General features: G+C 66.6%; 22 protein-coding genes. 15 read left to right on the forward strand and 7 right to left on the reverse strand.

The window, feature by feature from the left end; translation table 11 throughout:
* Nucleotides 1-74 precede the first annotated feature (74 nt).
* Complete coding sequence (locus tag H9L16_RS10175; RefSeq protein WP_187551597.1) at nt 75-497, reverse strand: DoxX family protein; 423 nt, start codon at nt 495-497, stop codon at nt 75-77.
* Complete coding sequence (locus H9L16_RS10180; RefSeq protein ID WP_187551598.1) at nt 490-903, reverse strand: DoxX family protein; 414 nt, start codon at nt 901-903, stop codon at nt 490-492. The genes H9L16_RS10175 and H9L16_RS10180 overlap by 8 nt, the downstream gene beginning before the upstream one ends.
* 271 nt (nt 904-1,174) lie before the next feature.
* Here H9L16_RS10180 and H9L16_RS10185 point away from each other — a divergent pair, with 271 nt between their 5' ends.
* The 5 genes from H9L16_RS10185 (at nt 1,175) to H9L16_RS10205 (ending at nt 5,701) form a co-directional block, all read left to right on the forward strand.
* A complete protein-coding gene (locus H9L16_RS10185; RefSeq protein WP_187551599.1) occupies nt 1,175-2,332 on the forward strand; it encodes a sensor histidine kinase in 1,158 nt (385 codons plus the stop codon).
* Nucleotides 2,329-3,090, forward strand: coding sequence for a LytR/AlgR family response regulator transcription factor (locus H9L16_RS10190; RefSeq protein ID WP_187551600.1), 762 nt, complete (start codon nt 2,329-2,331; stop codon nt 3,088-3,090). The genes H9L16_RS10185 and H9L16_RS10190 overlap by 4 nt, the downstream gene beginning before the upstream one ends.
* A gap of 64 nt (nt 3,091-3,154) precedes the next feature.
* Entirely contained in the window at nt 3,155-4,528 is a 1,374-nt protein-coding gene (locus H9L16_RS10195) for an MBL fold metallo-hydrolase RNA specificity domain-containing protein (RefSeq protein ID WP_187551601.1), read from the forward strand.
* A complete protein-coding gene (locus H9L16_RS10200; protein ID WP_187551602.1) occupies nt 4,528-5,265 on the forward strand; it encodes a sulfite exporter TauE/SafE family protein in 738 nt (245 codons plus the stop codon). Before H9L16_RS10195 ends, H9L16_RS10200 begins: the two co-directional genes overlap by 1 nt.
* Nucleotides 5,266-5,281: 16 nt before the next feature.
* Nucleotides 5,282-5,701, forward strand: a complete 420-nt coding sequence (locus tag H9L16_RS10205; protein WP_187551603.1) for a DUF1801 domain-containing protein — start codon at nt 5,282-5,284, stop codon at nt 5,699-5,701.
* Between the two features lie 31 nt (nt 5,702-5,732).
* Here H9L16_RS10205 and H9L16_RS10210 read toward each other — a convergent pair whose 3' ends face one another.
* On the reverse strand, nt 5,733-6,080 hold the full coding sequence (locus tag H9L16_RS10210; protein ID WP_187551604.1) for a hypothetical protein: 348 nt from the start codon (nt 6,078-6,080) through the stop codon (nt 5,733-5,735).
* Nucleotides 6,081-6,148: 68 nt separating this feature from the next.
* On the opposite strand from H9L16_RS10210, the gene H9L16_RS10215 reads away from it, so the two are divergent.
* Both H9L16_RS10215 and H9L16_RS10220 read left to right on the forward strand, forming a co-directional pair.
* Complete coding sequence (locus H9L16_RS10215) at nt 6,149-6,415, forward strand: hypothetical protein (RefSeq protein ID WP_187551605.1); 267 nt, start codon at nt 6,149-6,151, stop codon at nt 6,413-6,415.
* Nucleotides 6,405-7,724: a DEAD/DEAH box helicase gene (locus H9L16_RS10220; protein WP_187551606.1), complete on the forward strand. Its 1,320-nt coding sequence runs from the start codon at nt 6,405-6,407 to the stop codon at nt 7,722-7,724. Before H9L16_RS10215 ends, H9L16_RS10220 begins: the two co-directional genes overlap by 11 nt.
* 123 nt (nt 7,725-7,847) lie before the next feature.
* On the opposite strand, the gene H9L16_RS10225 is transcribed toward H9L16_RS10220, so the two are convergent.
* The 4 genes from H9L16_RS10225 to H9L16_RS10240 are packed head-to-tail and all read right to left on the reverse strand — an operon-like array spanning nt 7,848 to nt 11,762.
* A complete protein-coding gene (locus H9L16_RS10225; protein ID WP_187551607.1) occupies nt 7,848-8,642 on the reverse strand; it encodes a queuosine precursor transporter in 795 nt (264 codons plus the stop codon).
* A 39-nt stretch (nt 8,643-8,681) separates the two neighbouring features.
* On the reverse strand, nt 8,682-9,677 hold the full coding sequence (locus H9L16_RS10230; protein ID WP_187551608.1) for an NADPH:quinone oxidoreductase family protein: 996 nt from the start codon (nt 9,675-9,677) through the stop codon (nt 8,682-8,684).
* Between the two features lie 19 nt (nt 9,678-9,696).
* Nucleotides 9,697-10,530 (reverse strand): IclR family transcriptional regulator, encoded by an 834-nt coding sequence (locus tag H9L16_RS10235; RefSeq protein WP_187551609.1) that lies wholly within the window; start codon nt 10,528-10,530, stop codon nt 9,697-9,699.
* Nucleotides 10,530-11,762 carry an acyl-CoA dehydrogenase family protein gene (locus tag H9L16_RS10240; RefSeq protein ID WP_187551610.1) on the reverse strand — a complete coding sequence of 411 codons (1,233 nt, stop codon included), beginning with the start codon at nt 11,760-11,762 and terminating at the stop codon, nt 10,530-10,532. Before H9L16_RS10240 ends, H9L16_RS10235 begins: the two co-directional genes overlap by 1 nt.
* Before the next feature lie 194 nt (nt 11,763-11,956).
* Between H9L16_RS10240 and H9L16_RS10245 the strand changes: the two genes are divergently transcribed.
* The 8 genes from H9L16_RS10245 to H9L16_RS10280 are packed head-to-tail and all read left to right on the forward strand — an operon-like array spanning nt 11,957 to nt 21,783.
* Nucleotides 11,957-12,691: a 2-phosphosulfolactate phosphatase gene (locus H9L16_RS10245; RefSeq protein ID WP_187551611.1), complete on the forward strand. Its 735-nt coding sequence runs from the start codon at nt 11,957-11,959 to the stop codon at nt 12,689-12,691.
* Nucleotides 12,688-13,746 (forward strand): phosphotransferase family protein, encoded by a 1,059-nt coding sequence (locus tag H9L16_RS10250; RefSeq protein ID WP_187551612.1) that lies wholly within the window; start codon nt 12,688-12,690, stop codon nt 13,744-13,746. Before H9L16_RS10245 ends, H9L16_RS10250 begins: the two co-directional genes overlap by 4 nt.
* A gap of 43 nt (nt 13,747-13,789) precedes the next feature.
* Nucleotides 13,790-15,898, forward strand: a complete 2,109-nt coding sequence (locus H9L16_RS10255) for a 3-hydroxyacyl-CoA dehydrogenase NAD-binding domain-containing protein (protein ID WP_187551613.1) — start codon at nt 13,790-13,792, stop codon at nt 15,896-15,898.
* Between the two features lie 8 nt (nt 15,899-15,906).
* Nucleotides 15,907-17,085, forward strand: a complete 1,179-nt coding sequence (locus H9L16_RS10260; protein WP_187551614.1) for an acetyl-CoA C-acyltransferase — start codon at nt 15,907-15,909, stop codon at nt 17,083-17,085.
* A 3-nt stretch (nt 17,086-17,088) separates the two neighbouring features.
* Nucleotides 17,089-18,918, forward strand: coding sequence for an acyl-CoA dehydrogenase (locus H9L16_RS10265; protein WP_187551615.1), 1,830 nt, complete (start codon nt 17,089-17,091; stop codon nt 18,916-18,918).
* Between the two features lie 10 nt (nt 18,919-18,928).
* Nucleotides 18,929-19,711, forward strand: a complete 783-nt coding sequence (locus tag H9L16_RS10270; protein WP_187551616.1) for an SDR family oxidoreductase — start codon at nt 18,929-18,931, stop codon at nt 19,709-19,711.
* On the forward strand, nt 19,708-20,604 hold the full coding sequence (locus H9L16_RS10275) for an SDR family oxidoreductase (RefSeq protein ID WP_187551617.1): 897 nt from the start codon (nt 19,708-19,710) through the stop codon (nt 20,602-20,604). The genes H9L16_RS10270 and H9L16_RS10275 overlap by 4 nt, the downstream gene beginning before the upstream one ends.
* 15 nt (nt 20,605-20,619) lie before the next feature.
* Nucleotides 20,620-21,783: an acyl-CoA dehydrogenase family protein gene (locus tag H9L16_RS10280; protein ID WP_187551618.1), complete on the forward strand. Its 1,164-nt coding sequence runs from the start codon at nt 20,620-20,622 to the stop codon at nt 21,781-21,783.
* The last annotated feature ends 9 nt before the right edge of the window (nt 21,784-21,792 follow it).

The following is a 21,792-nucleotide window of genomic DNA, read 5'->3' on the forward strand; positions in this document are numbered from 1 at the left end:
CATGCACGAAACACCATGTCCCCGGCACCTGCCGGAAGTCGTGGCCGTGGCCTTGCCGAATCCGTTCGATTCCGTCAGCGCGACCTGAAGGCATGCCAGAGCGGTGCACGGATGCGCAGCGCCACCAGGGCGAGGCTGGCGATCAGCAACACGCTGTACTCCATGCCATTGCGACCGGCACCGACCACGAACCAGCCTTCCGGTGCATGCACCAGCACGATCCCCATCGCGTAGATCGCCACGAACAGGAGCGCGAACGGACGCACGCACACGCCGATGGCCAGGCAGGCCGAGCCGACGATTTCGCCAACGGTGACGCCCCAGGCCACCGCATGCGCCAGCGGAATGCCCTGGATGGCCAGCCAGTCGCCGAAGACCGGCGACGTGCCCGCGCTCAGCCGGTACCAGCCGTGGATGCCGATCAGCAATGCGATCAGCAGGCGGAAGCCGAGCAAGGCGCAATCGGGTGGCGATTGGAGTGGGCGGGTGTCATCCATGCGGGTCTGCCTCGTCGGTGCGGGAATCCCGACGCGATGCGGCTGCGGCATCGTGCGCCGCGACCACCAGCAACATCGCCAGCAAGGCCACGCTGTATTCGCTGCCGCCGGTGCCGTGTTCTCCGACGAACCAGCCGCTGTGGCGATGGATCAACCAGATCCCGGCGGCGACGATCACTGCCAGGCCACTGGCGGCCCAGCGCACACCGCGATTGATGATCAACAGACTGCCCGCGCCGAGTTCGCAACAGGTGATCGCCAGCACCCAAGCTTGTCCGTGCGGGAATCCCTGCGATTCCATGAACGCGCCGAATTGGGGGATGCTGCCATTGACGAAACGCATGGACGCATGCGCCATGAACAGCAGGGCGGTGACGATGCGCAGCACGCGCAGCGCATCGTGCAAGGAGCACCATGGAAAGGGTTGCAACCGGACGCCGGCAAAAAGAACGCCGCGGGTGGATTCCTTCCGGCCGCGCGGCGCAAGGGGAATGTTCGGTGCTTCCATGCGTGCGGTGCCTACTACGTTCCAGGGGTGCCAGTCGGTGTCGAAGCGGCAGCCCACCCTGTCCTGACTCCGCTGCATCGGCAAGCAACGTGGGACGAAGTGCACCGATGCGGTGGCGAACGCGACCCGCCGCGTTGCGGCTGGCAAGGGGCGGGCGTAGCGTTGCCACATGGAACCCGCCGGACACGCTCGTTGGTTGCCGCTGCCGCAGCGTTCGTGGTGGACGCTGTGGCTGTCTGCCTTGGTCGGTTGGACGGCCTACGGATTGCTCTACGCGCACCAGGTGATGTCGATGGCCGCGGACATGGGCAAGGAGTACGCCTGGGCCGATGTCTTGCGTACCAGCCTGGTCGGGATGTGGGGTTGGGTGCCGCTCACGGTGGCGCTGTTCTGGCTGGTGTCTCGCGTGCCGATCCGCCGCGGCAACGTGGCGCGTGCCTGCAGCATCCTGATGCTGGCTGCGTTGGTGATGGTCGTGGTGCGGGCGGTGTTCATCCACACGCTGGATCCGTGGGTCGGCTGGTACGAGAGCCCGCCGGATTTCTGGGCCGACGTGATGCCGACCAGTCTCTACAGCAACGTGCTGATCAGCTGGATCATGATCGGCGTCGCGCATGCGCTGCTGTTCTCCGACGAGGCACGTGCGCAGGAGCGGCGCGCGGCGGAGCTGCAGGGCTTGCTGGCGCAGGCGCGCCTGGATGCTATTGCGGCGCAACTGAATCCGCACTTCCTGTTCAACGCGCTGAACTCGATCGCAGAACTGGTCCACCACGACGCCGCGCGCGCCGACCGCATGCTGGTCGGCCTGTCCGCGCTGCTGCGCCGCAGCCTGGAAAGCTCGCGCCTGCAGTGGGTCGGCCTGCGCGAGGAGCTGGCATTGCTCGCGCAATACCTCGAGATCGAGAAGGTGCGCCTGGGCGAGCGCATGCAGGTGCATTGGCGCGTCGCCGAGGACTGCCTGGATGAGGCGGTGCCGCCGCAATTGTTGCAGCCGTTGGTGGAGAACGCGGTGGTGCATGCGATCGCGCGGCGGATCCGCCCCGGCAACGTGCGCATCGGTGCCGGCCTGGTCGCCGGTGCGTTGTGGCTCGAAGTCGAGGATGACGGCGCGGAAGGCCTGCCCGATATCGAGGGGCACGGCATCGGCCTCGCCAACACGCGCGCGCGCCTGCAGGCGCTGTATGGCGACGATGCCGCGCTGTCGATCGAAACCACCGACGCTGGCGGCACCCGCGTCAGCCTGCGCCTGCCACGGCGCGGTGCGGTTGTTGCCGCGCGCGACGAAAACATGCGCGACATCGTCTTCGATGAGGTGCTTGCGCGATGAGCACGATCCGGGTGGTGATCGCCGATGATGAGCCGCTGGCGCGCCTGCGTTTGCGCAGGTTGCTGGGGGCGATTGCGGGCATCGAGATCGTTGCCGAATGCGCCAGCGGCATCGAGTTGATGCAACTGCTGCCGGACTGTCCCTGCGACCTGCTGTTCCTCGACATCCAGATGCCGGGTGCCGACGGCTTCCAGGCGCTGGAGCACGTGGTTGCGCGGCCGCGCGCGGTGGTCTTCGTCACCGCCTACGCCGAGCACGCGGTGCGTGCCTTCGATGTGCAGGCGGTCGACTACCTGCTCAAGCCGATCTCCGCCGAGCGCCTGCTGCAGGCGGTGGAGCGTGCGCAACGCGCGCTGGCCAACGATGCGCCGCTGGCCGCGCCACCGACGATCCCGCGGCGATTGGCGCTGCCGATCGGTCGGCGCATGCAGATGGTCGAACTCGACGAACTTGACTGCGCGATGGCGCAGGCCAACTACGTCGAGCTGAAAGTCGGCGCGCGCAGCTTCGTGTTGCGGGAAACCTTGCAGGGCTTCCAGGCCCGACTCGATCCGTCGCGGTTCCTGCGCATCCACCGCTCGACGATCGTGCGCATCGATGCGATCCGCGAGGTCGAGCCGCTGGCTTCCGGGCGCTACCGGATCGCCCTGCACAGCGGCTTGCGCGTGGTGTCCGGGCGCAGCCATCGCGAGCTGGTGCGCGAGGCGCTCGGCCTGCGCGAGGCCGAATCGTCGCCGGCGGGACAGGCGCGCGCCTGAACCCTGCACGCGCGGGCCAGCGCGGCTGCGGTACGCTCGGGGGCAGGCCATCCGGGAGTTCGACATGCGTGTGCTTTTCCACGGCGCGGCCGGCGCGGTCACCGGTTCCATGCACCTGGTCGAAGCGGGCGGGAAACGCGTCCTGCTGGATTGCGGCCTGTGCCAGGGCAGCGCGGAGATGGAGGCGAGCAACGCCGATCCGTTTCCGTTCGATATCGCGACGATCGATGCGCTGGTGATCAGCCATGCGCACATCGACCACATCGGCAGGGTGCCGCTGCTGGTGAAGCGAGGCTTCCGCGGACCGATCTTCGCGCAGCAGGCGACCGCCGAACTGATGCCGATCATGCTGCTGGATTCGGCGTCGCTGGCCGAAAGCGATGCCGAGCGCTTCAATCGCCGGCGTGCGCATGGCGAGCCGGAACGCCAGCCGCTGTACACCAAGGATGACGTGGCCGACGCGATGGCCCAGGTCCGGCCACTGGCGTACGACACCCGCGACACCATCCTCGATGGCATCGACATCGCCTTCCGCGATGCCGGGCACATCCTGGGCTCGAGCATCGTCGAGCTGTGGGCGGACGGCAAGAAGCTGGTGTTCTCCGGCGACCTCGGCCCCACCGGTACGCCCATCCTGCGCGATCCGACCGCGATCCAGCAGGCGGACCTCGTCCTGATGGAATCGACTTACGGCGATCGCAACCACAGGGATCGCGCCGAAACCATCGTCGAACTCGGACGCATCCTCGACGAGGCCTGGCGCGACGGCGGCAACGTGCTGATCCCCGCGTTCGCGGTCGGCCGTTCGCAGGAACTGCTGTACTGGTTCGCCAAGTACTGGGACGAATGGCAGATGTCGCGCTGGCAGGTGTTCCTGGACAGCCCGATGGCAGGCAAGGTGGTGCAGGTCTATGGTCGCCACCACGACCTGTTCGATGAGGACGCGAAAGCCGTCTGGCGCGATGCGCCGAATCCGTTCAAGTTGCCCAACCTGCACGTCACCGCCGGCGCCGACGAATCGATGGCGATCAACCGCATCCAGCGCGGCGCGATCATCATCGCCGGCAGCGGCATGGCCAATGGCGGACGCATCCTCCACCACCTCAGGCAGAACATCGGCCGGCGCGAGGCGCACGTCGTGTTCGTCGGCTACCAGGGCGTGGGCACCATCGGCCGGCGGCTGGTGGATGGCGCGAAGTGGATCCGCATCCACGGCCGCGACTATCGGGTCAACGCGAGCATGCACACGGTCGGCGGTCTGTCGGCGCATGCCGACCAGCGCGGCCTGCTGGACTGGTTCGGTCATTTCGATCCGAAGCCGCAGCTCGCGCTGGTGCACGGCGAGGACAAGGCGCGCGAAGCGCTGGCCGGCGAGATCGGCGAGCGCGACGGCATCGAGGTCGTGCTGGTGCGGCCGGGCATGTCCCTCGACGCCTGATGTTCGGGTTCGGGCGCAGCGCGACGTTCCTGTTGCTCGCGTTGCTGGCGGAAATTGCAGGGACGGTCGGAGGCTTCGGCTCCTCGGTGTTCTTCGTCCCGGTGGCGAACTTTTATTTCGATTTCCATTCGGTGCTCGGCATCACCGCGCTGTTCCACCTGTCCAGCAACCTCAGCAAGCTCGGGCTGTTCCGTGGCGGCATCGACCGCGGGTTGCTGCTTCGGTTGGGCGTGCCGTCGGTCGCGTTCTCGGTGCTTGGCGGCATGGCCAGTGCCTGGGTGCTGACGCAGTGGCTTGAGGCCACCCTGGCGGTGTTCCTGCTTGGCTTGAGCGCCTGGATGCTGCTCAGGCCGCGTTGGCGGCTGGCGGCCACCACGCGTAGCGCAGTGCTCGGAGGCGCACTGTCCGGTGGCATGGCTGGCCTGGTCGGCACCGGCGGCGCCGTGCGTGGTGTGACGCTGGCGGCATTCGACCTGCGCAAGGACGTGTTCATCGCCACCTCGGCGGCGATCGACATGGGCATCGACCTCGGTCGCACCGTTGTCTACGCTCGCAACGGCTACATCCATGGCCACGATCTGGTCTGGATCCCGCTGCTGGCGGTGGTCGCGATCGCCGGCACCTGGCTCGGCAAGCGCATCCTGGCGCGGATGCCGCAGGCGATGTTCCGCCGCGCCGCGCTGGTGATGGTGTTCGGGATCGGCCTGGTGACCCTGTACCAGGCGTTGCGCGCATGATCGATGAGGAGGCTCCATGAGTGAATTGAAGACGCGACCGACGACCGCATCGGTGTCCGAATTCCTGGCGTTGCAGCCGGATCAGCGCCGTGCGGATTGCGAAGCAGTGTTGGCGATGATGGAAGCAGCCACCGGCGAGCAGGCCGAGATGTGGGGCGCGGCCATCGTCGGCTTCGGTCGCTATGCGTACAGCGGCAGTTCGAAGAAGGTCATGGAATGGCCGATCGTCGGGTTCTCGCCGCGCAAGACCGACCTGACGCTGTACCTAATGCCGGGCTTCGAAGGCCGTGCCGAATTGATGGCCAGGCTGGGCAAGCACAAGACCGGCAAGAGTTGCCTGTACCTGAAGAAGCTAGCCGACGTCGATGCGGGCGTGCTTCGGGAACTGATCGATTGTTCGGTGCAGGGCATGGAGCCGCAACGCGTCCGTCGCTGAGGCCCAGGCAACCGGTCGTGCCGTCGCGCCCTCAGCGCCGCTTGCCGACGACCAGCGAGGACAGCAGCAACAGGCCGCCGACCAGGCCGACGTTCTTCATGAAGTGCAGCAGTTGCGTGGCTTGCGCGTTGCCTTGCAAGGTCCAGAAGCGATGCGAGAGCACGGCATCCACCACCATCAACAACGCGCCAAGCAGTGCCATCGTCCGCAGGCGCCAGCCGGCGACCATGGCGATGCCGAGCAGCAGTTCGCCGGCACTGAAGGCGAGCGTGGCATTCGCGGTCGGCACGCCCTGCAATGCATGCCACAGGCGGTAGCCGCCCATCACGATGAACACGCTGGCCAATAGCCAGCTGGCGATGCGGATCTCGGGCTTCATGGCGATGCCGGTTGCGATGGAGGAGGCGAGCGTCGCATGGTCGCGTACGACGGGGAAGGGTTTACCTCGTGAACAGCGAATTCAGGATCGACGGGCACCGCGCCGGGGTTTGGCGTATGATCCGCCTCGTTCTGCGCACGGCTGATCGTTTTCCCGGTCACGCCTGCCGCCTCGGCGGCCTGCTTCTTCCACACGCCTTTCGTCGCGCAGACACGGCACCGGATCACCGGCGTCGTGCCATCGTCGACTCGCAGCGCGGTTCCAGGGAAACGCTCGGGTTCGTCCACGCCATCGCGTGGGCTTTTCTACACCGGAGCATTACCAATGACGTTTGAATCCCTCGGGCTTGCGCCCGCGTTGCTGCGCGCGCTCGCCGACAACGACTACACCACCCCGACCCCGATCCAGGCCCAGGCGATCCCGCTGGTGCTGTCCGGCCGCGACGTGCTGGGCGGTGCCCAGACCGGTACCGGCAAGACCGCGGCGTTCGCGCTGCCGGTGCTGAATCGCCTGTCCAAGGAAACCCCGCCGGCCGGCCCGCGCAAGCCGCGCGCGCTGGTGCTGGTGCCGACCCGCGAGCTGGCGGTGCAGGTCGCCGACAGCTTCAAGACCTACGGCCGTCACCTCAAGCTCAACGTGACCACGCTGTTCGGCGGCGTCGGCATGCAGCCGCAGATCGAGCAACTGCGCCGTGGCGTGGATGTGCTGGTGGCTTGCCCGGGTCGCCTGATCGACCATCTGGACCGCGGCAGCGTGAAGCTGGATGCGGTCGAAGTGCTGATCCTGGACGAAGCCGACCGCATGCTTGACATGGGCTTCCTGCCGGCGATCAAGCGCGTTCTCAACCGCCTGCCGAAGCAGCGCCAGACGCTGCTGTTCTCGGCCACGTTCGAGGCGCAGATCAAGCAGCTCGCGCTCGAGTTCATGAACAATCCGGAACAGGTGCAGGTGGCGGCGCAGAACACCATCGCCCAGACCATCACCCATACCGCGCATCCGGTCGACGGCTCGCGCAAGCGCGACCTGCTCATCCAGATCCTGTCGCAGCGCCACACCGACCAGGTGCTGGTGTTCGGCAAGACCAAGCATGGTTGCAACCGCCTGGCCGAACAGCTGGAAGAAGCCGGCCTGCCGACCGTCGCGATCCACGGCAACAAGAGCCAGGCCGCGCGCCAGAAAGCCCTCAAGGACTTCAAGTCCGGCAAGGCGCGGATCCTGGTGGCGACCGATGTCGCCGCCCGCGGTCTCGACATTCCCGATCTGCCGCTGGTGATCAACCACGATCTGCCGATGGTCGCCGAGGACTACGTGCACCGCATCGGCCGCACCGGCCGCAATGGCGCAGCGGGCCAGGCGCTGTCGCTGGTGTCGCCGGAAGAAGGTGGCCTGCTGCGGCAGATCCAGCGTCTGCTGAAGGTCGACCTGCAGATGGACGTGGTACCGGGCTTCGCGCCGAGCAAGCCGATCCGCCTCGATACGCCGATCCCGAAGAACGGCGGTGGTGGTGGCCAGCGTCCGCCGGGTCGTCCCGCAGCGCGTCCGCACGGCCGCCCGGCCGCGCGTCCGACCACGCATGCGGGCCCGAAGCAGCATCGTGCGGCCGGCCAGGGCGCGTATGCCGGCAAGCGCGGTTCGCGCGCGTAAGCGAAGCGACATCGCGATGACGAAGGGCCGGCAATGCCGGCCCTTTTGTTTGGGTTGAATCGGCCTTCAAGTCGTCATCCCGGCGTTTGCCGGGATGACGGCAAGAGCGACGCAGCGTCCGTGTCAGTCTTCCGAGGCGTGCTGGCGCAATTGCGCCGCGCGGGTCGCGCCCAGGTAGCGATGGATGCCGGCACGCATCAGGTACAGCAACGGAATCAACGCAATCGCGGCGAGCATCTTGTAGACGTAGTTGAGCGAGCCGACCGCCAGGAACAGCGAGGTTGGCCACTGCTGCGGGCCCAGCACGAAGGCGATGTACAGCACCACGAAGCTGTCGACCAGTTGCGAGACCGCGGTGGAGCCGGTGGCACGCAGCCAGGCGTGGCGTTCGCCGGTGCGCGCGCGGATGCGATGGAAAACCTGCACGTCGATCAACTGGCCGACCAGGAAGGCGACCAGCGAGCCGACGATGATCCACATGCCCTGGCCGAAGATCGCTGCATAGGCGGTCTGGTAGTCGGGCACACCCTGGTCCTTGGCCGCACCGACCCACCACGAAGCCGGGGCGAGGTGGATGGCGAGGTAGGCGAATACGAAGCTGTAGACGATCAGCCCCGCCGCCAGCCAGCTGATCATGCGCACGCCGCGCTTGCCGAAATACTCGTTGACCGTGTCGGTCATGATGAACACGATCGGCCACAACAGCGTGCCGGCGGTGAAGTTCAGCGAGCCCGTCTGGCCGAACAGGTTCCATTCCAGCGGCGCGATGCCGAGAGTGTCTTCCAGCGCGAAGATCTTGACCCCGATGAATTCAGCCAGCACCGCGTTGGCGCAGAAGAATGCGGCCAGCGCGACGAACAGGCGGGTGGCGCGATCATCCAGCAATCGCAGCGGCGAAACGGTAGTGGTCGTGTCCATCCGCCGAGTGTACGGTGACTCGGCCGGCCGTCGCGCCGCTTACCGCGCCAGCGACGGGACGATGACGAGCTTTCCGATCGCGTCGCGGCCGAGCAGGGCATCCAATGCTTCAGCAGCACCGGACAGCGGATAGCGCGCCGAGATCAGCGGTCGCAGAACGCCATCGTGCAACCAGCCCAGCAGCTGGCGGGTGTTGGCGGCATTGGCCTCGGGCTCGCGGCGAACGAACTCGCCCCAGAACACCCCGACCAGCGCGCTGCCCTTGAGCAGTAGCAGGTTGCTGGGCAGTTTCGGGATGCCGCCTGCGGCGAAGCCGACGACCAGATAGCGTCCGCCCCAGCCGACGCTGCGCAGCGCGGTCTCGGCGATGTCGCCGCCCACCGGGTCGTAGGCGATATCCACCCCGCGGCCGCCGGTGAGTATCTTGAGTTGTTCGCGAAAATCGTCGCGTGTGTAATCGATGACTTCATCGGCACCGCGCGAACGCGCCGCGTCGCGCTTGGCCTCGGTCGATGCCGCGGCGATCACCCGCAAGCCCATTTGCTTGCCCAGTTCCACTGCGGCCAGGCCGACGCCGCCACCCGCACCGAGCACCAGCAAGGTCTCGCCGGGTTGTGCTTCGGCGCGATCCTTCAGCGCGTGGTACGACGTGCCATAAGTGAGCAGGAAACTGCCGGCGAGCTCGAGTTCGTCGTCGGCAGTGTCGGCGGGCAGGGCGACGACTTGGCCGGCATCGGCCAGCACTTCTTCCGCATACGCGCCGAATGCGGCCGTGCCGACGACTTTGTCGCCGATCGCGAGAAACGACACATCGCTGCCAAGCGCGCTCACCGTGCCGGAAAACTCCGCACCGGGCGAGAACGGGAAGTCCGGCTTGAACTGGTATTTGCCGGCGACCAGCAAGGCGTCGGGAAAATTCACCGCAGCTGCCCGCACGCGGACGCGCACCTGGCCCGGCCCCGGCTCGGGCAGCGGCAGGTCCTTGACTTGCAGCGTGTCGGGCGTGCCCCAGGCTTCGCAGACAACGGCTTTCATCGATGCAGTCTCCGTTCGCTTAGAAGCGGCCTTCGGTGGCCTCGTACACGCGGTTGCGCAGCGCGACCAGGCGCGGGCCGAAGTCCTGGACGAGTTTCTCGCGGGTCATCACCGACAACCGGCCGCTGACGTTGAAGGCGAAACGGCGGGTGCGATCTGCGGAGATCATCGGCACGCCGACCGCGAACACGTCCGGGTTCCAGTCGCCCAGCGAGAACACGAAGCCATAAGTCTCGTAGTCCTGGCGGGCGCGCTCGATGCCTGCACGGACCTGCGTCCATGCCTCCGGGCTGGAGCTGCGCTCGAGTTCGGCCAGATAACCGTCGAACGCATCGCGCGATCGCGCGGCCAGGTCGGCCCGCCCCAACGCGGTCGTGCCGTGCGGCACGCGCGCGCCTTTTTCCAGGCGCATGTTGAACATCGCATCGCCCTGGCAGACCTCCAGCAGCAGCATGCGCATGCCTTCGGGCACTGCGAGCATCACCGCGGCCTGGGTGTAGTCGGCCAGTTCCTGCATCAGCGGCTGGGCGATGCCGATGACATCGTGGCCGGCCATGTAGGCGTGGCCGAGGCCGAGCACGGCCGGTCCCAACGCGTACTTTTCCAGCGTCGGCGAATACTCCAGGTAGCCGAGCGTGGCCAGCGTCTGCGACAGCCGCGACACCGTCGCCTTGGGTAGCCGCGTGCGCTTGGCAATGTCCTGGTTGCCGAGGTAACGGTTGTCCGGATGGGAGCGCACGTGCTCGAAGCAGCGCAGGATCGAGAACGCGCGCGCCACCGAATTCACCAGCTGCGGATTGCGGCCCTCCGCGTCGGCCGCGAGCGATTGCAGGTCGCGCTTCGGGTTGCCCATCAGGCGGCGTCCTTCGCCGCGTATTTCTTCAGTTCCAGCTTGGCGATGGTGTCGCGATGCACTTCGTCCGGCCCATCGGCCAGTCGCAGGGTGCGGTTGTGCGCCCAGGCCTTGGCCAGGAAGGTGTCCTGGCTGACGCCGGCCGCGCCATGCGCCTGCACCGCCCAGTCGATGACTTTTTCCGCCGCCTGCGGCGCGACCACCTTGATCATCGCGATCTCCGCGCGCGCCGCCTTGTTGCCCACGGTGTCCATCATCCGTGCGGCGTTCAGCACCATCAGTCGTGCCTGGTCGAGCAGGCAGCGCGACTCGGCGATGCGTTCGCGCCAGATCGACTGGTCCGCGATCGCGCGTCCGAACGCATGCCGCGAGGCCAGCCGCCCGCACATCGCCTCCAGCGCACGTTCGCCCATGCCGATCGCGCGCATGCAGTGGTGGATGCGCCCCGGCCCGAGCCGTCCCTGCGCGATCTCGAAGCCGCGGCCTTCGCCGAGCAGCATGTTGGCGGCGGGCACGCGCACGTCGACAAGGTCGATGTCCATGTGCCCGTGCGGCGCGTCGTCGTAGCCGTAAACGTCCATGGCGCGATTGACGCGGATGCCGCGGGTGTCGGCGGGCACCACGATCATCGAATGACGCTGGTGCGGTGCCGCATTCGCGTCGGTGATGCCCATGACGATGTAGACCTCGCAACGCGGATCGCCGGCGCCTGACGCGTACCACTTGCGGCCATCGATCACGTAATCGTCGCCGTCACGGCGGATAGCGCACTGCAGGTTGGTGGCGTCGGACGAGGCCACCGCCGGTTCCGTCATCAGGAAGGCGGAGCGGATGCGCCCATCGAGCAGCGGGGCCAGCCAACGCGCCTGCTGCGCCCCGCCGGCGTAGCGCGCCAGGACTTCCATGTTGCCGGTGTCCGGCGCGCTGCAATTGAATACCTCGGGCGACCAGTACATGCGGCCCATCAGTTCGCACAGCGGCGCGTAATCCAGGTTGGATAGGCCTTCCGGCGCATGCGGAGAGTTGGGCAGGAACAGGTTCCACAGGCCCTGCGCGCGGGCCTCCGCCTTCAGCCCCTCGATCACGGCGCTGGGTTGCCAGGGGTTGCCGGCCGCGCGGTTCGCGGCGTCCTCCTTGGCATAGGCGGCTTCCATCGGCCAGACGCGCTCCTGCAGGAAGGCATGCAGCTGGCGGTGGAGTTCAAGGGCGCGAGGGCTGGGAGTGAGATCCATTGGTTTCATGATGTGGAACACAAGTTCCGGCAATTCCCGGCATCCTATGGCCCATCAATGTCATACGCAAGTCCATGATATTCGGGAAATCCGCCCAGATCGTTGGAGATGATCCTGCTTGCGGTCTTCGGATCGGCGGTCTACATTATTCCGAACTACAGAATTGTATTCCATGATACGGAATATATGAATTCATGATCGAAGCCGCCACCCGTCCCAGCCTGCATGTCCTCGTACGCCGCGAGGACATCGATGTCTCGCGTCTCGAAGGTCGCGTGGTGGTGGTCATCGACGTGCTGTTCGCGACCTCGACCATCGTGCATGCGTTGGCCAGCGGCGCGTCGCTGGTCTATCCGGCCTTCGATGCCGACGATGCCCGGCGCGCGGCCGCTGCACGCCCCGATGCACTAGTCGCCGGCGAGTACCTGGCGCAGACCTTGCCGGAACACGCACCGGCCACGCCGCTGGCCTTGGCGGCCTGCCTGCGCGACGGCAGCGAGCTGGTCTACTTCACGACCAATGGCACCCGTGCGATCGCCACGTGCGAGGGCGCGTCGGCCGTTTATGCCGGTGCGCTGACGAATGCTGCCGCACTCGCCGCGCACATCGCAGCCACGCATCCGGGCGCGCCGGTGTTGCTGGTCTGCGCGGGCTCCGTGGGGCGTTTGTGCCTGGAAGACTTCATCGGCGCGGGGCATCTGGTGCAGGCGTTACGCGCCAAAGGCGACTACGCGCTCACCGATGCCGCGCTTGCAGCGGCGCTCGCTTGTGGCGATGTCGATCCAGCACAACTCTTGAATGCTTCGAGGGTGGGTCGAATGTTGTCGCGAGCAGGAATGGAGGACGAAATCGCGCACGCTGCCGCTGCTGATTCCAGTCCAGTGGTGCCGGTCCTGCGCGATCGTGTGCTGGTGAGGGCCGTCGCATGAGCGCGCCCTCGCTGTTCCCCGATGTCGAAGGCAATGCAGCACGGCTCCAGGCATGGTTGCAGGCGAATCTGGAGGGCTTCGGCGGGGTGATGGACGTCGAACGCCTGCATGGCGGCCGCTCCAATCCCGGCTGGCGCGTGCGCACCGCGCATCGTGATTGCGTGCTGCGTGCGCGTCCCGGTCCGCGCGCGAACCTGCTGCCATCCGCGCATGCGATCGAACGCGAATTCCGCGTGCAGCGCGCGCTGGCCGGCGGCGCCGTGCCGGTGGCCGCGATGCACGTGTTGTGCGAAGACGAAGCGCTGATCGGCGCCGGCTTCTATGTGATGGATTTCGTCGACGGCGACATCTTCCGCGAGCAGTCGCTGCCCGGCCTCGAACCGGCGCAACGCGCGGCGCGCTACGACGCGATGAACGCCGGAATCGCCGCGCTGCACCTGCTCGATGTCGATGCGCTGGGCCTGCGCGATTACGGTCGCAGCAGCCAGTATTTCGCCCGCCAGATCGATCGCTGGACCCGCCAGTACGCGGCCAGCCGCGATGGCGACATCCCCGACATGGACAGGCTGATCGCGTGGTTGCCGGCCAATCTGCCGCACGAGGCCGACGAGCCGGTCGCGCTGGTGCACGGCGATTTCCGCATCGACAACATGGTGTTCGCGCGCGGTGAGCCGCGCTTGCTCGCCGTGCTGGACTGGGAACTGTCCACGCTCGGTCACCCGCTGGCCGATTTCGCCTATCACGTGATGAGCTGGCACATCGCACCGACGGCACTGTCCGGACTGGGTGGCCTGGATCTGGATGCACTCGGCATCCCGAATGAACACGCCTATGTGCAGGCGTACGAGCGACGCACCGGCCTGTCAATCGGCGAGCACTGGAATTTCAGCCTCGCCTATAACCTGTTCCGGCTGGCCGCGATCCTGCAGGGCGTCGGCGCACGTGCGCGTGCGGGCATGGCCACCGATCAAGCCGCGCTGCAGTTCGCCGCGCAGGTGCCGTACCTGGCCGCGCTCGGCTGGGGCTTCGCGCAACGCGCCGGCAACAACGCATGAGTCCTTCCCGCATTTCCCTCCACGCCAAGGTACAGACGCCGACATGGCTGTAACCACGACTTCGCGCGACGGCATCGCCGTCATTACCTTCGAGAACCCGCCGGTCAACGGCATGGGCCTGGCCATTCGCCGCGGCATGACGGATGCGCTCGCAGCCGCCAATGCCGATGACGCGATCAGCGGCATCGTCATCACTGGCGGCGGCACGATATTTTCCGGCGGTGCCGACATCAAGGAATTCAACACGCCGCGCGCGGAGCAGGCACCCAACCTGCACGATGTCATCGCGGCGGTGGAAGCCAGCCCGAAGCCGGTCTGCATCGCCATCAACGGCACTACCTTGGGCGGTGGGCTGGAGCTGTCGCTGGGCGCGAACTACCGCGTCGCAAATGCGAAGGCCGAGGTCGGCTTGCCGGAAGTGAAGATCGGCATCCTTCCGGGCGCGGGAGGCACCCAACGGCTGCCGCGCGTGGTCGGGCTGGAAACCGCGTTGAACATGATCGTGTCGGGCGCGTCGGTGCCTGCCGGCAAGCTCGCCCGCACCGCGTTGTTCGATGCAGTGGTGGAAGGCGACGTGGTCGATGCCGCCGTCGCGTTGCTCAAGGACAGGATCGCCGCAGGTGGTCCGCATCCGCGCGTGCGCGACCGCAAGGTCGAACATGATGATGCCGAAGCCTTTATCGCCTGGGCGCGCATGGGCGTGGCCGCTGCGTCGAAACATTTCCCCGCGCCGCTGCGATGCGTGGATGCGGTAGCCGCATCGCTGAAGCCGTTCGATGTCGGCATGACGGTCGAGCGAGAAGGCTTCACCGTGCTGCTGAACTCGCCGGAATCCAAGGCGCTGCGCCATGCGTTCTTCGGCGAACGCGCGGCCGGCAAGATCGACGACATCGGCGCGGATGTCGTGCCGCGCGCGATCGACCGGGTCGGGGTGATCGGTGCCGGCACCATGGGCGGCGGCATCAGCATGAACTTCGTCAATGCCGGCATCCCCGTGGTGCTGGTGGAGACCGCGCAGGAAGCGCTGGATCGCGGCCTGGCCACCATCCGCCGCAACTACGAGGCCAGCGCGAAGAAGGGCAAGCTCACCGAGGCACAGGTCGAGCAGCGCATGGCGCTGTTGACGCCTTCGCTGGACTATGCCGCGCTGGGCGAAGCCGACCTGATCATCGAAGCGGTGTACGAGGACTACGCGGTCAAGCAATCGGTGTTCGAGAAGATCGAGGCCGTGGCCAAGCCCGGCGCGATCCTGGCGACGAATACGTCGACGCTGGACGTGGACCGGATCGCAGCGTTCACCAAACGGCCGCAGGACGTGCTGGGTCTGCACTTCTTCAGCCCGGCGAACGTGATGCGCCTGCTGGAAGTGGTGCGTGGTGCACAGACCGCAAAGGACGTGATGGCGACCGCGATGGCGATGGCCAAGCGCATCCGCAAGACCGCGGTGGTGTCCGGCGTCTGCGACGGCTTCATCGGCAACCGCATGATCGAACAGTATTCGCGGCAGGCCGGTTTCCTGCTGGAGGAAGGTGCGCTGCCGCAGCAGGTGGACCGGGCGATGGAAGCCTTCGGTTTTGCGATGGGGCCGTTCCGGATGGGCGACCTCGCCGGCAACGACATCGGCTGGGCGATCCGCAAGCGTCGTTACGTCGAACAACCCGGCATGGTCTATCCAAAGAACGGCGACCTGCTGTGCGAGATGGGCCGCTACGGCCAGAAGACCGGCAAGGGTTGGTACGACTACGTGCCGGGCGATCGCACGCCGCATCCGTCAGCCGAGGTCGAGGCGATGATCATCGCGCAATCGCAGGAACTCGGCATCACCCGTCGTGCGATCAGCGACCAGGAGATCGTCGAGAGGCTGGTGTATGCGCTCACCAACGAAGGCGCGCGTTTGCTTGAAGAAGGTATCGCCGCCCGCGCATCCGATATCGACATCGTCTATCTGTCCGGCTACGGCTTTCCGGTCTGGCGTGCTGGGCCGATGTTCCATGCCGACCAGGTCGGTCTGTACAACGTGCTCGCGGCGATGCGCGGCTACGCGCGCGGTCATCGCGGCGAGTGCTGGGAACCGGCACCGCTGCTGGTCGAACTGGCTGGTGCCGGTCTTTCCTTCAACCAATACACCGCGCGCCCGCGCGCTGCCGCGTGAGGTCCGCCGTGAAAGACGCTGTCATCGTTTCCACCGCGCGCACCGGCCTGGCCAAGAGCTGGAAGGGCGCCTTGAATCTCAGCCATGGGGCCACCGTTGGCGGCCATGTGGTACGCCACGCGGTCGAACGCGCCGGCATCGATCCCGCCGAAGTCGAGGACGTGGTGATGGGGTGCGCCACGCCGGAAGGCGCAACCGGCAGCAACATCGCACGGCAGATCGCGATCCGCGCCGGCCTGCCGGCCGGCGTGCCCGGGGCCACCGTCAACCGCTTCTGCGCCTCCGGCCTGCAGGCGATCGCGCAGACCGCGCAGCGCATCATCGCCGGCGAAGGCGAGGTGTTCGTGGCCGGTGGCGTGGAATGCATCTCCACCGTGCAGGGCACCATCAACCAGCACATGCTGGAAGACACGTGGTTGAAGCGGCACTCCCCGGCGATCTACATGCCGATGCTGCAGACCGCGGAGATCGTGGCAAAGCGTTACGGCATCGACCGCGAACGGCAAGATCGTTACGGCACCGAAAGCCAGTTGCGCGCAGCTGCTGCACAGGCCGCCGGCCGCTTCGATCACGAGATCGTGCCGATCACGGTGCGCATGGCAGTTGCCGATCCGGTGACCAAAGCCGTCAGCACGCGCGAGGTCACGCTGGATCGCGACGAAGGCGTGCGCGCCGACACCACTTACGAGGCCGTCGCGAAGATCCGCAGCGCGGTGCCCGGCGGCGTCATTTCGGCAGGCAATGCCAGCCAGTTTTCCGATGGCGCATCCGCCAGCGTGCTGATGTCGTCCGACGCCGCTGCACGCAAAGGTCTGCAAGCGCTCGGCATTTTCCGCGGTTTCGCGGTAGCCGGCTGCGAGGCCGACGAGATGGGCATCGGCCCGATGTTTGCGGTGCCGAAGCTGCTGAAGAACGCGGGCCTGACCGTGGACGACATCGGCCTGTGGGAACTCAACGAGGCGTTCGCCGTGCAGGTTCTCTATTGCATGGACAAGCTCGGCATCCCGCACGAGCGGCTCAACGTCAACGGCGGCGCGATCGCGGTGGGCCACCCGTATGGTGTCAGCGGTGCGCGCCTAGTGGGTCACGCGCTGATCGAGGGCAAGCGCCGTGGCGTGAAGTACGTGGTGGTGACCATGTGCGTCGGCGGCGGGCAGGGCGCGGCCGGCTTGTTCGAGGTCGCCTGATCGATGTCCGTGCCGCTGATCCCGCGCCGCGAGTTGAACTTCCAGCTGCATGACTGGCTGGACGTCGGTGCCCTGCTGCAGGCGCCGCGTTTCGCCGCGCATTCGGCGGAGACCTTCGACGCGGTGATGGACGGTTGCGATCGTCTCGCGTGGGAAGTGTTTGCGCCGTGCTACCAGAACGCCGACCGCGAGGAGCCGCATTTCGATGGCGACCGCGTCACCGTGCATCCGCAGGTCGCGGAGGCGGTGCGCGCGTTCGCCGGAAGTGGACTGGTGTCGGCGACCGAAGACGAATCCGTCGGTGGCATGCAGTTGCCGGTCGTGGTGGAGAAGGCCGCGCTGGTGAACCTCTACGCCGCCAACATCGGTGCCTGCGCGTATCCGTTGCTGACGATGGGCAACTCGCGCCTGCTGCTGGCGCACGGCACGCCGGCGCAGGTCGAGGCCTTCGCGCTGCCGCAGTTGCGCGGTGAGTGGACTGGCACGATGTGCCTGTCGGAGCCGCAAGCGGGCTCGTCGCTGTCCGACATCACCACCCGCGCGACCTACGAACGCGAATCCTCATTCGGCCCGCAATACCGGCTCGATGGTCGCAAGATGTGGATCTCCGGAGGCGAGCACGAAATCCTCGGCAACATCGTGCATCTGGTACTGGCGAAAGTGCCGGATGCCGATGGCAAGTTGCTGCCCGGCACGCGCGGTATCTCGTTGTTCATCGTGCCGCGTTCATTGGTGGACACGCACGGCAACGCGGGCGAACGCAACGACGTCACCTTGGCCGGCTTGAACCACAAGCTGGGCTATCGCGCGACGGTGAATTGCGCGCTCAATTTCGGCGAAGGGCGCTTCAAGCCGGAAGGCCGCGCGGGCGCGATCGGTTACCTTGTCGGCAAGCCGGGCGAAGGCCTCGCTGGCATGTTCCACATGATGAACGATGCGCGTATTGGCGTTGGCCTTGGCGCGGTGGCGCTGGGCTATGCCGGTTATCTGCACGCGCTGGAGTACGCACGCAATCGTCCGCAGGGACGGCTGCCCGGCCCGGCGGGGAAGGATCCGTCGCAGCCGCAACAACCGTTGGTCGCGCATGCGGACGTGCGGCGGATGCTGCTGGCGCAGAAGAGTTATGCCGAGGGCGGACTGGGCCTGGTGCTGTACTGCGCCAAGCTTGTCGATGAAGCCCGCATCGCCCGCGAGACCGGGAATGCAGCCGCGGCGGCGTCGTGCGACTTGCTGCTCGACATCCTCACCCCGATCGCCAAGAGCTGGCCATCGCAGTGGTGCCTGCACGGCAACGACCTCGCCATCCAGGTGCACGGCGGCTACGGCTACACGCGCGACTACAAGGTCGAGCAGCTTTGGCGCGACAACCGGCTCAACCCGATCCACGAAGGCACCCACGGGATCCAGGGCATCGACCTGCTCGGCCGCAAGGTGTCGATGTTCGATGGCGCGGCGTTCAGCGCCTACGGCGCGTTGCTCGATGCGAGCATCGCGCGTGCTGTCGACACGCCATGGGCGGCGCTTACCGATGCCTTGTCGATTCGCTTGGCGAGCCTGCGCGCAGTGACCGCATCGTTGTTGCAGGTCGCCGATCCGGTGGCGCGGCTTGCCAATGCAAGCGCCTACCTCGAAGCATTCGGCCACGTCACCGTCGCGTGGATCTGGCTGGATCAAGTGCTGGCGCTTGGCGATCGCGACGACGATTTCGCCCAGGGCAAGCGGCAGGCGGCGCGCTATTTCATGCAGTGGGAGCTGCCGCGCGTGGATGCGTGGCTGGACCGGCTGGCCGACAACGACGACACCGCACTGGCGATGCGCGACGACTGGTTCTGAAGGAGTAGACATGCAAGGCAACAAGACATTGTTCGACCTCGACGGGAAGGTGGCCCTGGTCACCGGCGGATCACGCGGGCTTGGCCTGCAGATCGCCGAGGCACTCGGCGACTACGGCGCGACCATCGCGATCTCCGCGCGCAAGCAACATGAACTCGATGCCGCGCTGGAGCATCTGCGCGCACGCGGGATCCGTGCCGAAGCCTTTGCCGCCGATGCCAGCAAGCCGGAAGCGCTGACGCAACTGGTCGACAGCGTGCTCGCTGCATTCGGCCAGGTCGATATCCTGGTCAACAACGCCGGTGCCAGTTGGGGCGCGCCGGCCGAGGACTATCCGTTGGAGGCCTGGGACAAGGTCTTCGATCTCAATGTGCGTGGTCTGTTCGCGCTGTCCCAACAGGTCGCGAAACGTTCGATGCTGCCGCGTAGCGGTGGCCGGATCATCAACGTCGCCTCGGTCGCCGGCCTGCGCGGAAACGCCGGCGGCTTGCTCAAGACCGCGGCGTACAACGCCTCCAAGGGTGCAGTGGTCAATCTCACGCGCGCGCTGGCGGCGGAGTGGGGCGGCCGTGGCATCACCGTCAACGCGATCGCGCCGGGCTTCTTCCCGTCGAAGATGAGCCAGGGCGTGATCGCCGCCGTGGGTGAAGAAGCGCTCATGGGCAACGCGCCGCTGCGACGTCTCGGTGGCGATGAAGACCTGAAGGGCGCGGCGCTGTTGTTCGCCTCCGATGCCGGCCAGCACATCACCGGCCAGGTGCTGGCGGTCGATGGCGGATACACCGCGGTATGAAGATCGAGATGCTAAGCGGGAAGGTCGCGGTCATCACCGGCGCGGGTTCGGGCTTCGGTCGCGAATTCGCACGCATCGCCGCAGCCGAAGGCATGGCGCTGGTACTCGTCGATGTGCAGGCCGACGCACTGGCCGAGACCGTTGCCGAACTCGACGGCACCGACATCCTCCATCGCACGCTGGATGTCACCGACGGCGACGCGATGGAGACGCTGGCCGCCGACACGTTCGCGCGATTCGGCTCGGTGAACCTGCTGTTCAACAACGCAGGCGTGGGTTGTACCGGCCTGATGTGGGAAGCCACCACGCGCGACTGGGAATGGGTGCTGGGCGTGAACCTGTGGGGCACGATCCATGGTGTACGCACGTTCGTACCGCGCATGTTGGCCACCGCGAAAGCCGATCCGGATTACCGCGGGCGGGTGATCAACACCGCCTCGATGGCCGGGCTGATAGATCCGCCGCTGATGGGCCCGTACAACGTCGCCAAGCACGCAGTGGTATCGCTGTCGGAAACGCTGCATCAGGATCTGTCGTTGGTCACCGACCAGATCGGTTGTTCGGTGCTGTGCCCGTCATGGGTGGCGACCGGCATCGCGAAGTCGCATCGCAATCGCCCGCACGACGATCCCACCCGCACGCGCGCCGCGGCATTGGGTGGAGCCATGGTGGAGAAAGCGATCGCTTCGGCCAAGGTCAGTGCGGATGATGTCGCGCGCCTGACTTTCGATGCCATCGCCCACGATCGCTTCTGGGTGCTGCCACATCCGCAGGCGGTTGAAGGCGTGCGCGAACGTGCCGATGCGCTGCTCGCAGGCGGCGCGCCCGCCGATCCGTATGCCGCGATCCCGCACGTGCGCCAGCAACTGGTCGCGGCGCTGCGTGCACCCTGACCGCATGGAGTTCGCATGGACCTGAATTTCAGCGCCGACGAGATCGCCTTCCGTGACGAGGTGCGTGCCTTCGTCGCCACCCACCTGCCCGCGGACATTCGCGACCGCGTGCAACGCGGCGACGAGCGCCATGTCGCCGACGACCTGCGCCGCTGGCAACGCATCCTGTTCGAACACGGTTGGGGCGCAGCGATGTGGCCCGCGGAGTTCGGCGGCACCGGCTGGGACAAGACCCGGCAATACCTGTTCGACATCGAGTGCTTTGCCGCCGACGCCCCGATCCAGTTGCCATTCGGCCTGAAGATGGTGGCACCGGTGATCATGCGTTATGGGTCGGATGCGCAGAAAGCGCGCTTCCTGCCGCGGATCCTCGACGGCACCGACTGGTGGTGCCAAGGCTATTCGGAGCCGGGCAGTGGTTCCGACCTGGCATCACTGAAGACCCGGGCCGAACGCGATGGTGATCACTATGTCGTCAATGGCCAGAAAGCGTGGAACACGCTGGGCCAGCACGCCGACTGGATCTTCTGCCTGGTGCGCACGGATGCGGCAGCCAAGCCGCAGCGCGGGATCAGTTTCCTGCTGATCGACATGAAGACGCCAGGCATCCGCGTGCAGCCCACGCGCCTGCTGGATGGCCGCCACGAGGTCAACGAGATCTTCTTCGACGACGTGCGGGTGCCGGTCGAAAACCTGGTCGGCGAAGAGAACGCCGGCTGGACCTACGCCAAATTCCTGCTTGGGCACGAACGCACCAACATCGCCGGGATCGGCGCGAGTCGTCGCGAACTCGCGCGACTCAAGCGCATGGCCGGCCATGCCAGACGGCATGGCGCGCCGTTGCTCGATGATTCGATCTTCGCCACCCGCATCGCCCAGGTCGAACTCGAACTGAAGGCGCTGGAAGTCACCAACCTGCGGGTGATCTTCGCCGAGGCACGGCAGCAGGCACCGGGGCCGGAGGCGTCGATGCTGAAGATCCGCGGCACCGAGATACTGCAACGCATCAGTGAACTGCAGATCGAAGCGCTTGGTCCGCGCGCACTGCAGTTCGACGGCGATGGCGAAGACGTGCCGCGTGCGGTCGGCCAGTACATGAACCTGCGCAAGTTGAGCATCTACGGTGGATCCAACGAGATCCAGCGCAACATCATCGCGCAGATGGTCCTGCAGCTCTGACAAGGACGA

The sequence above is a fragment of the Thermomonas carbonis genome (assembly GCF_014396975.1).
Classification (GTDB): Bacteria; Pseudomonadota; Gammaproteobacteria; order Xanthomonadales; family Xanthomonadaceae; genus Thermomonas; species Thermomonas carbonis.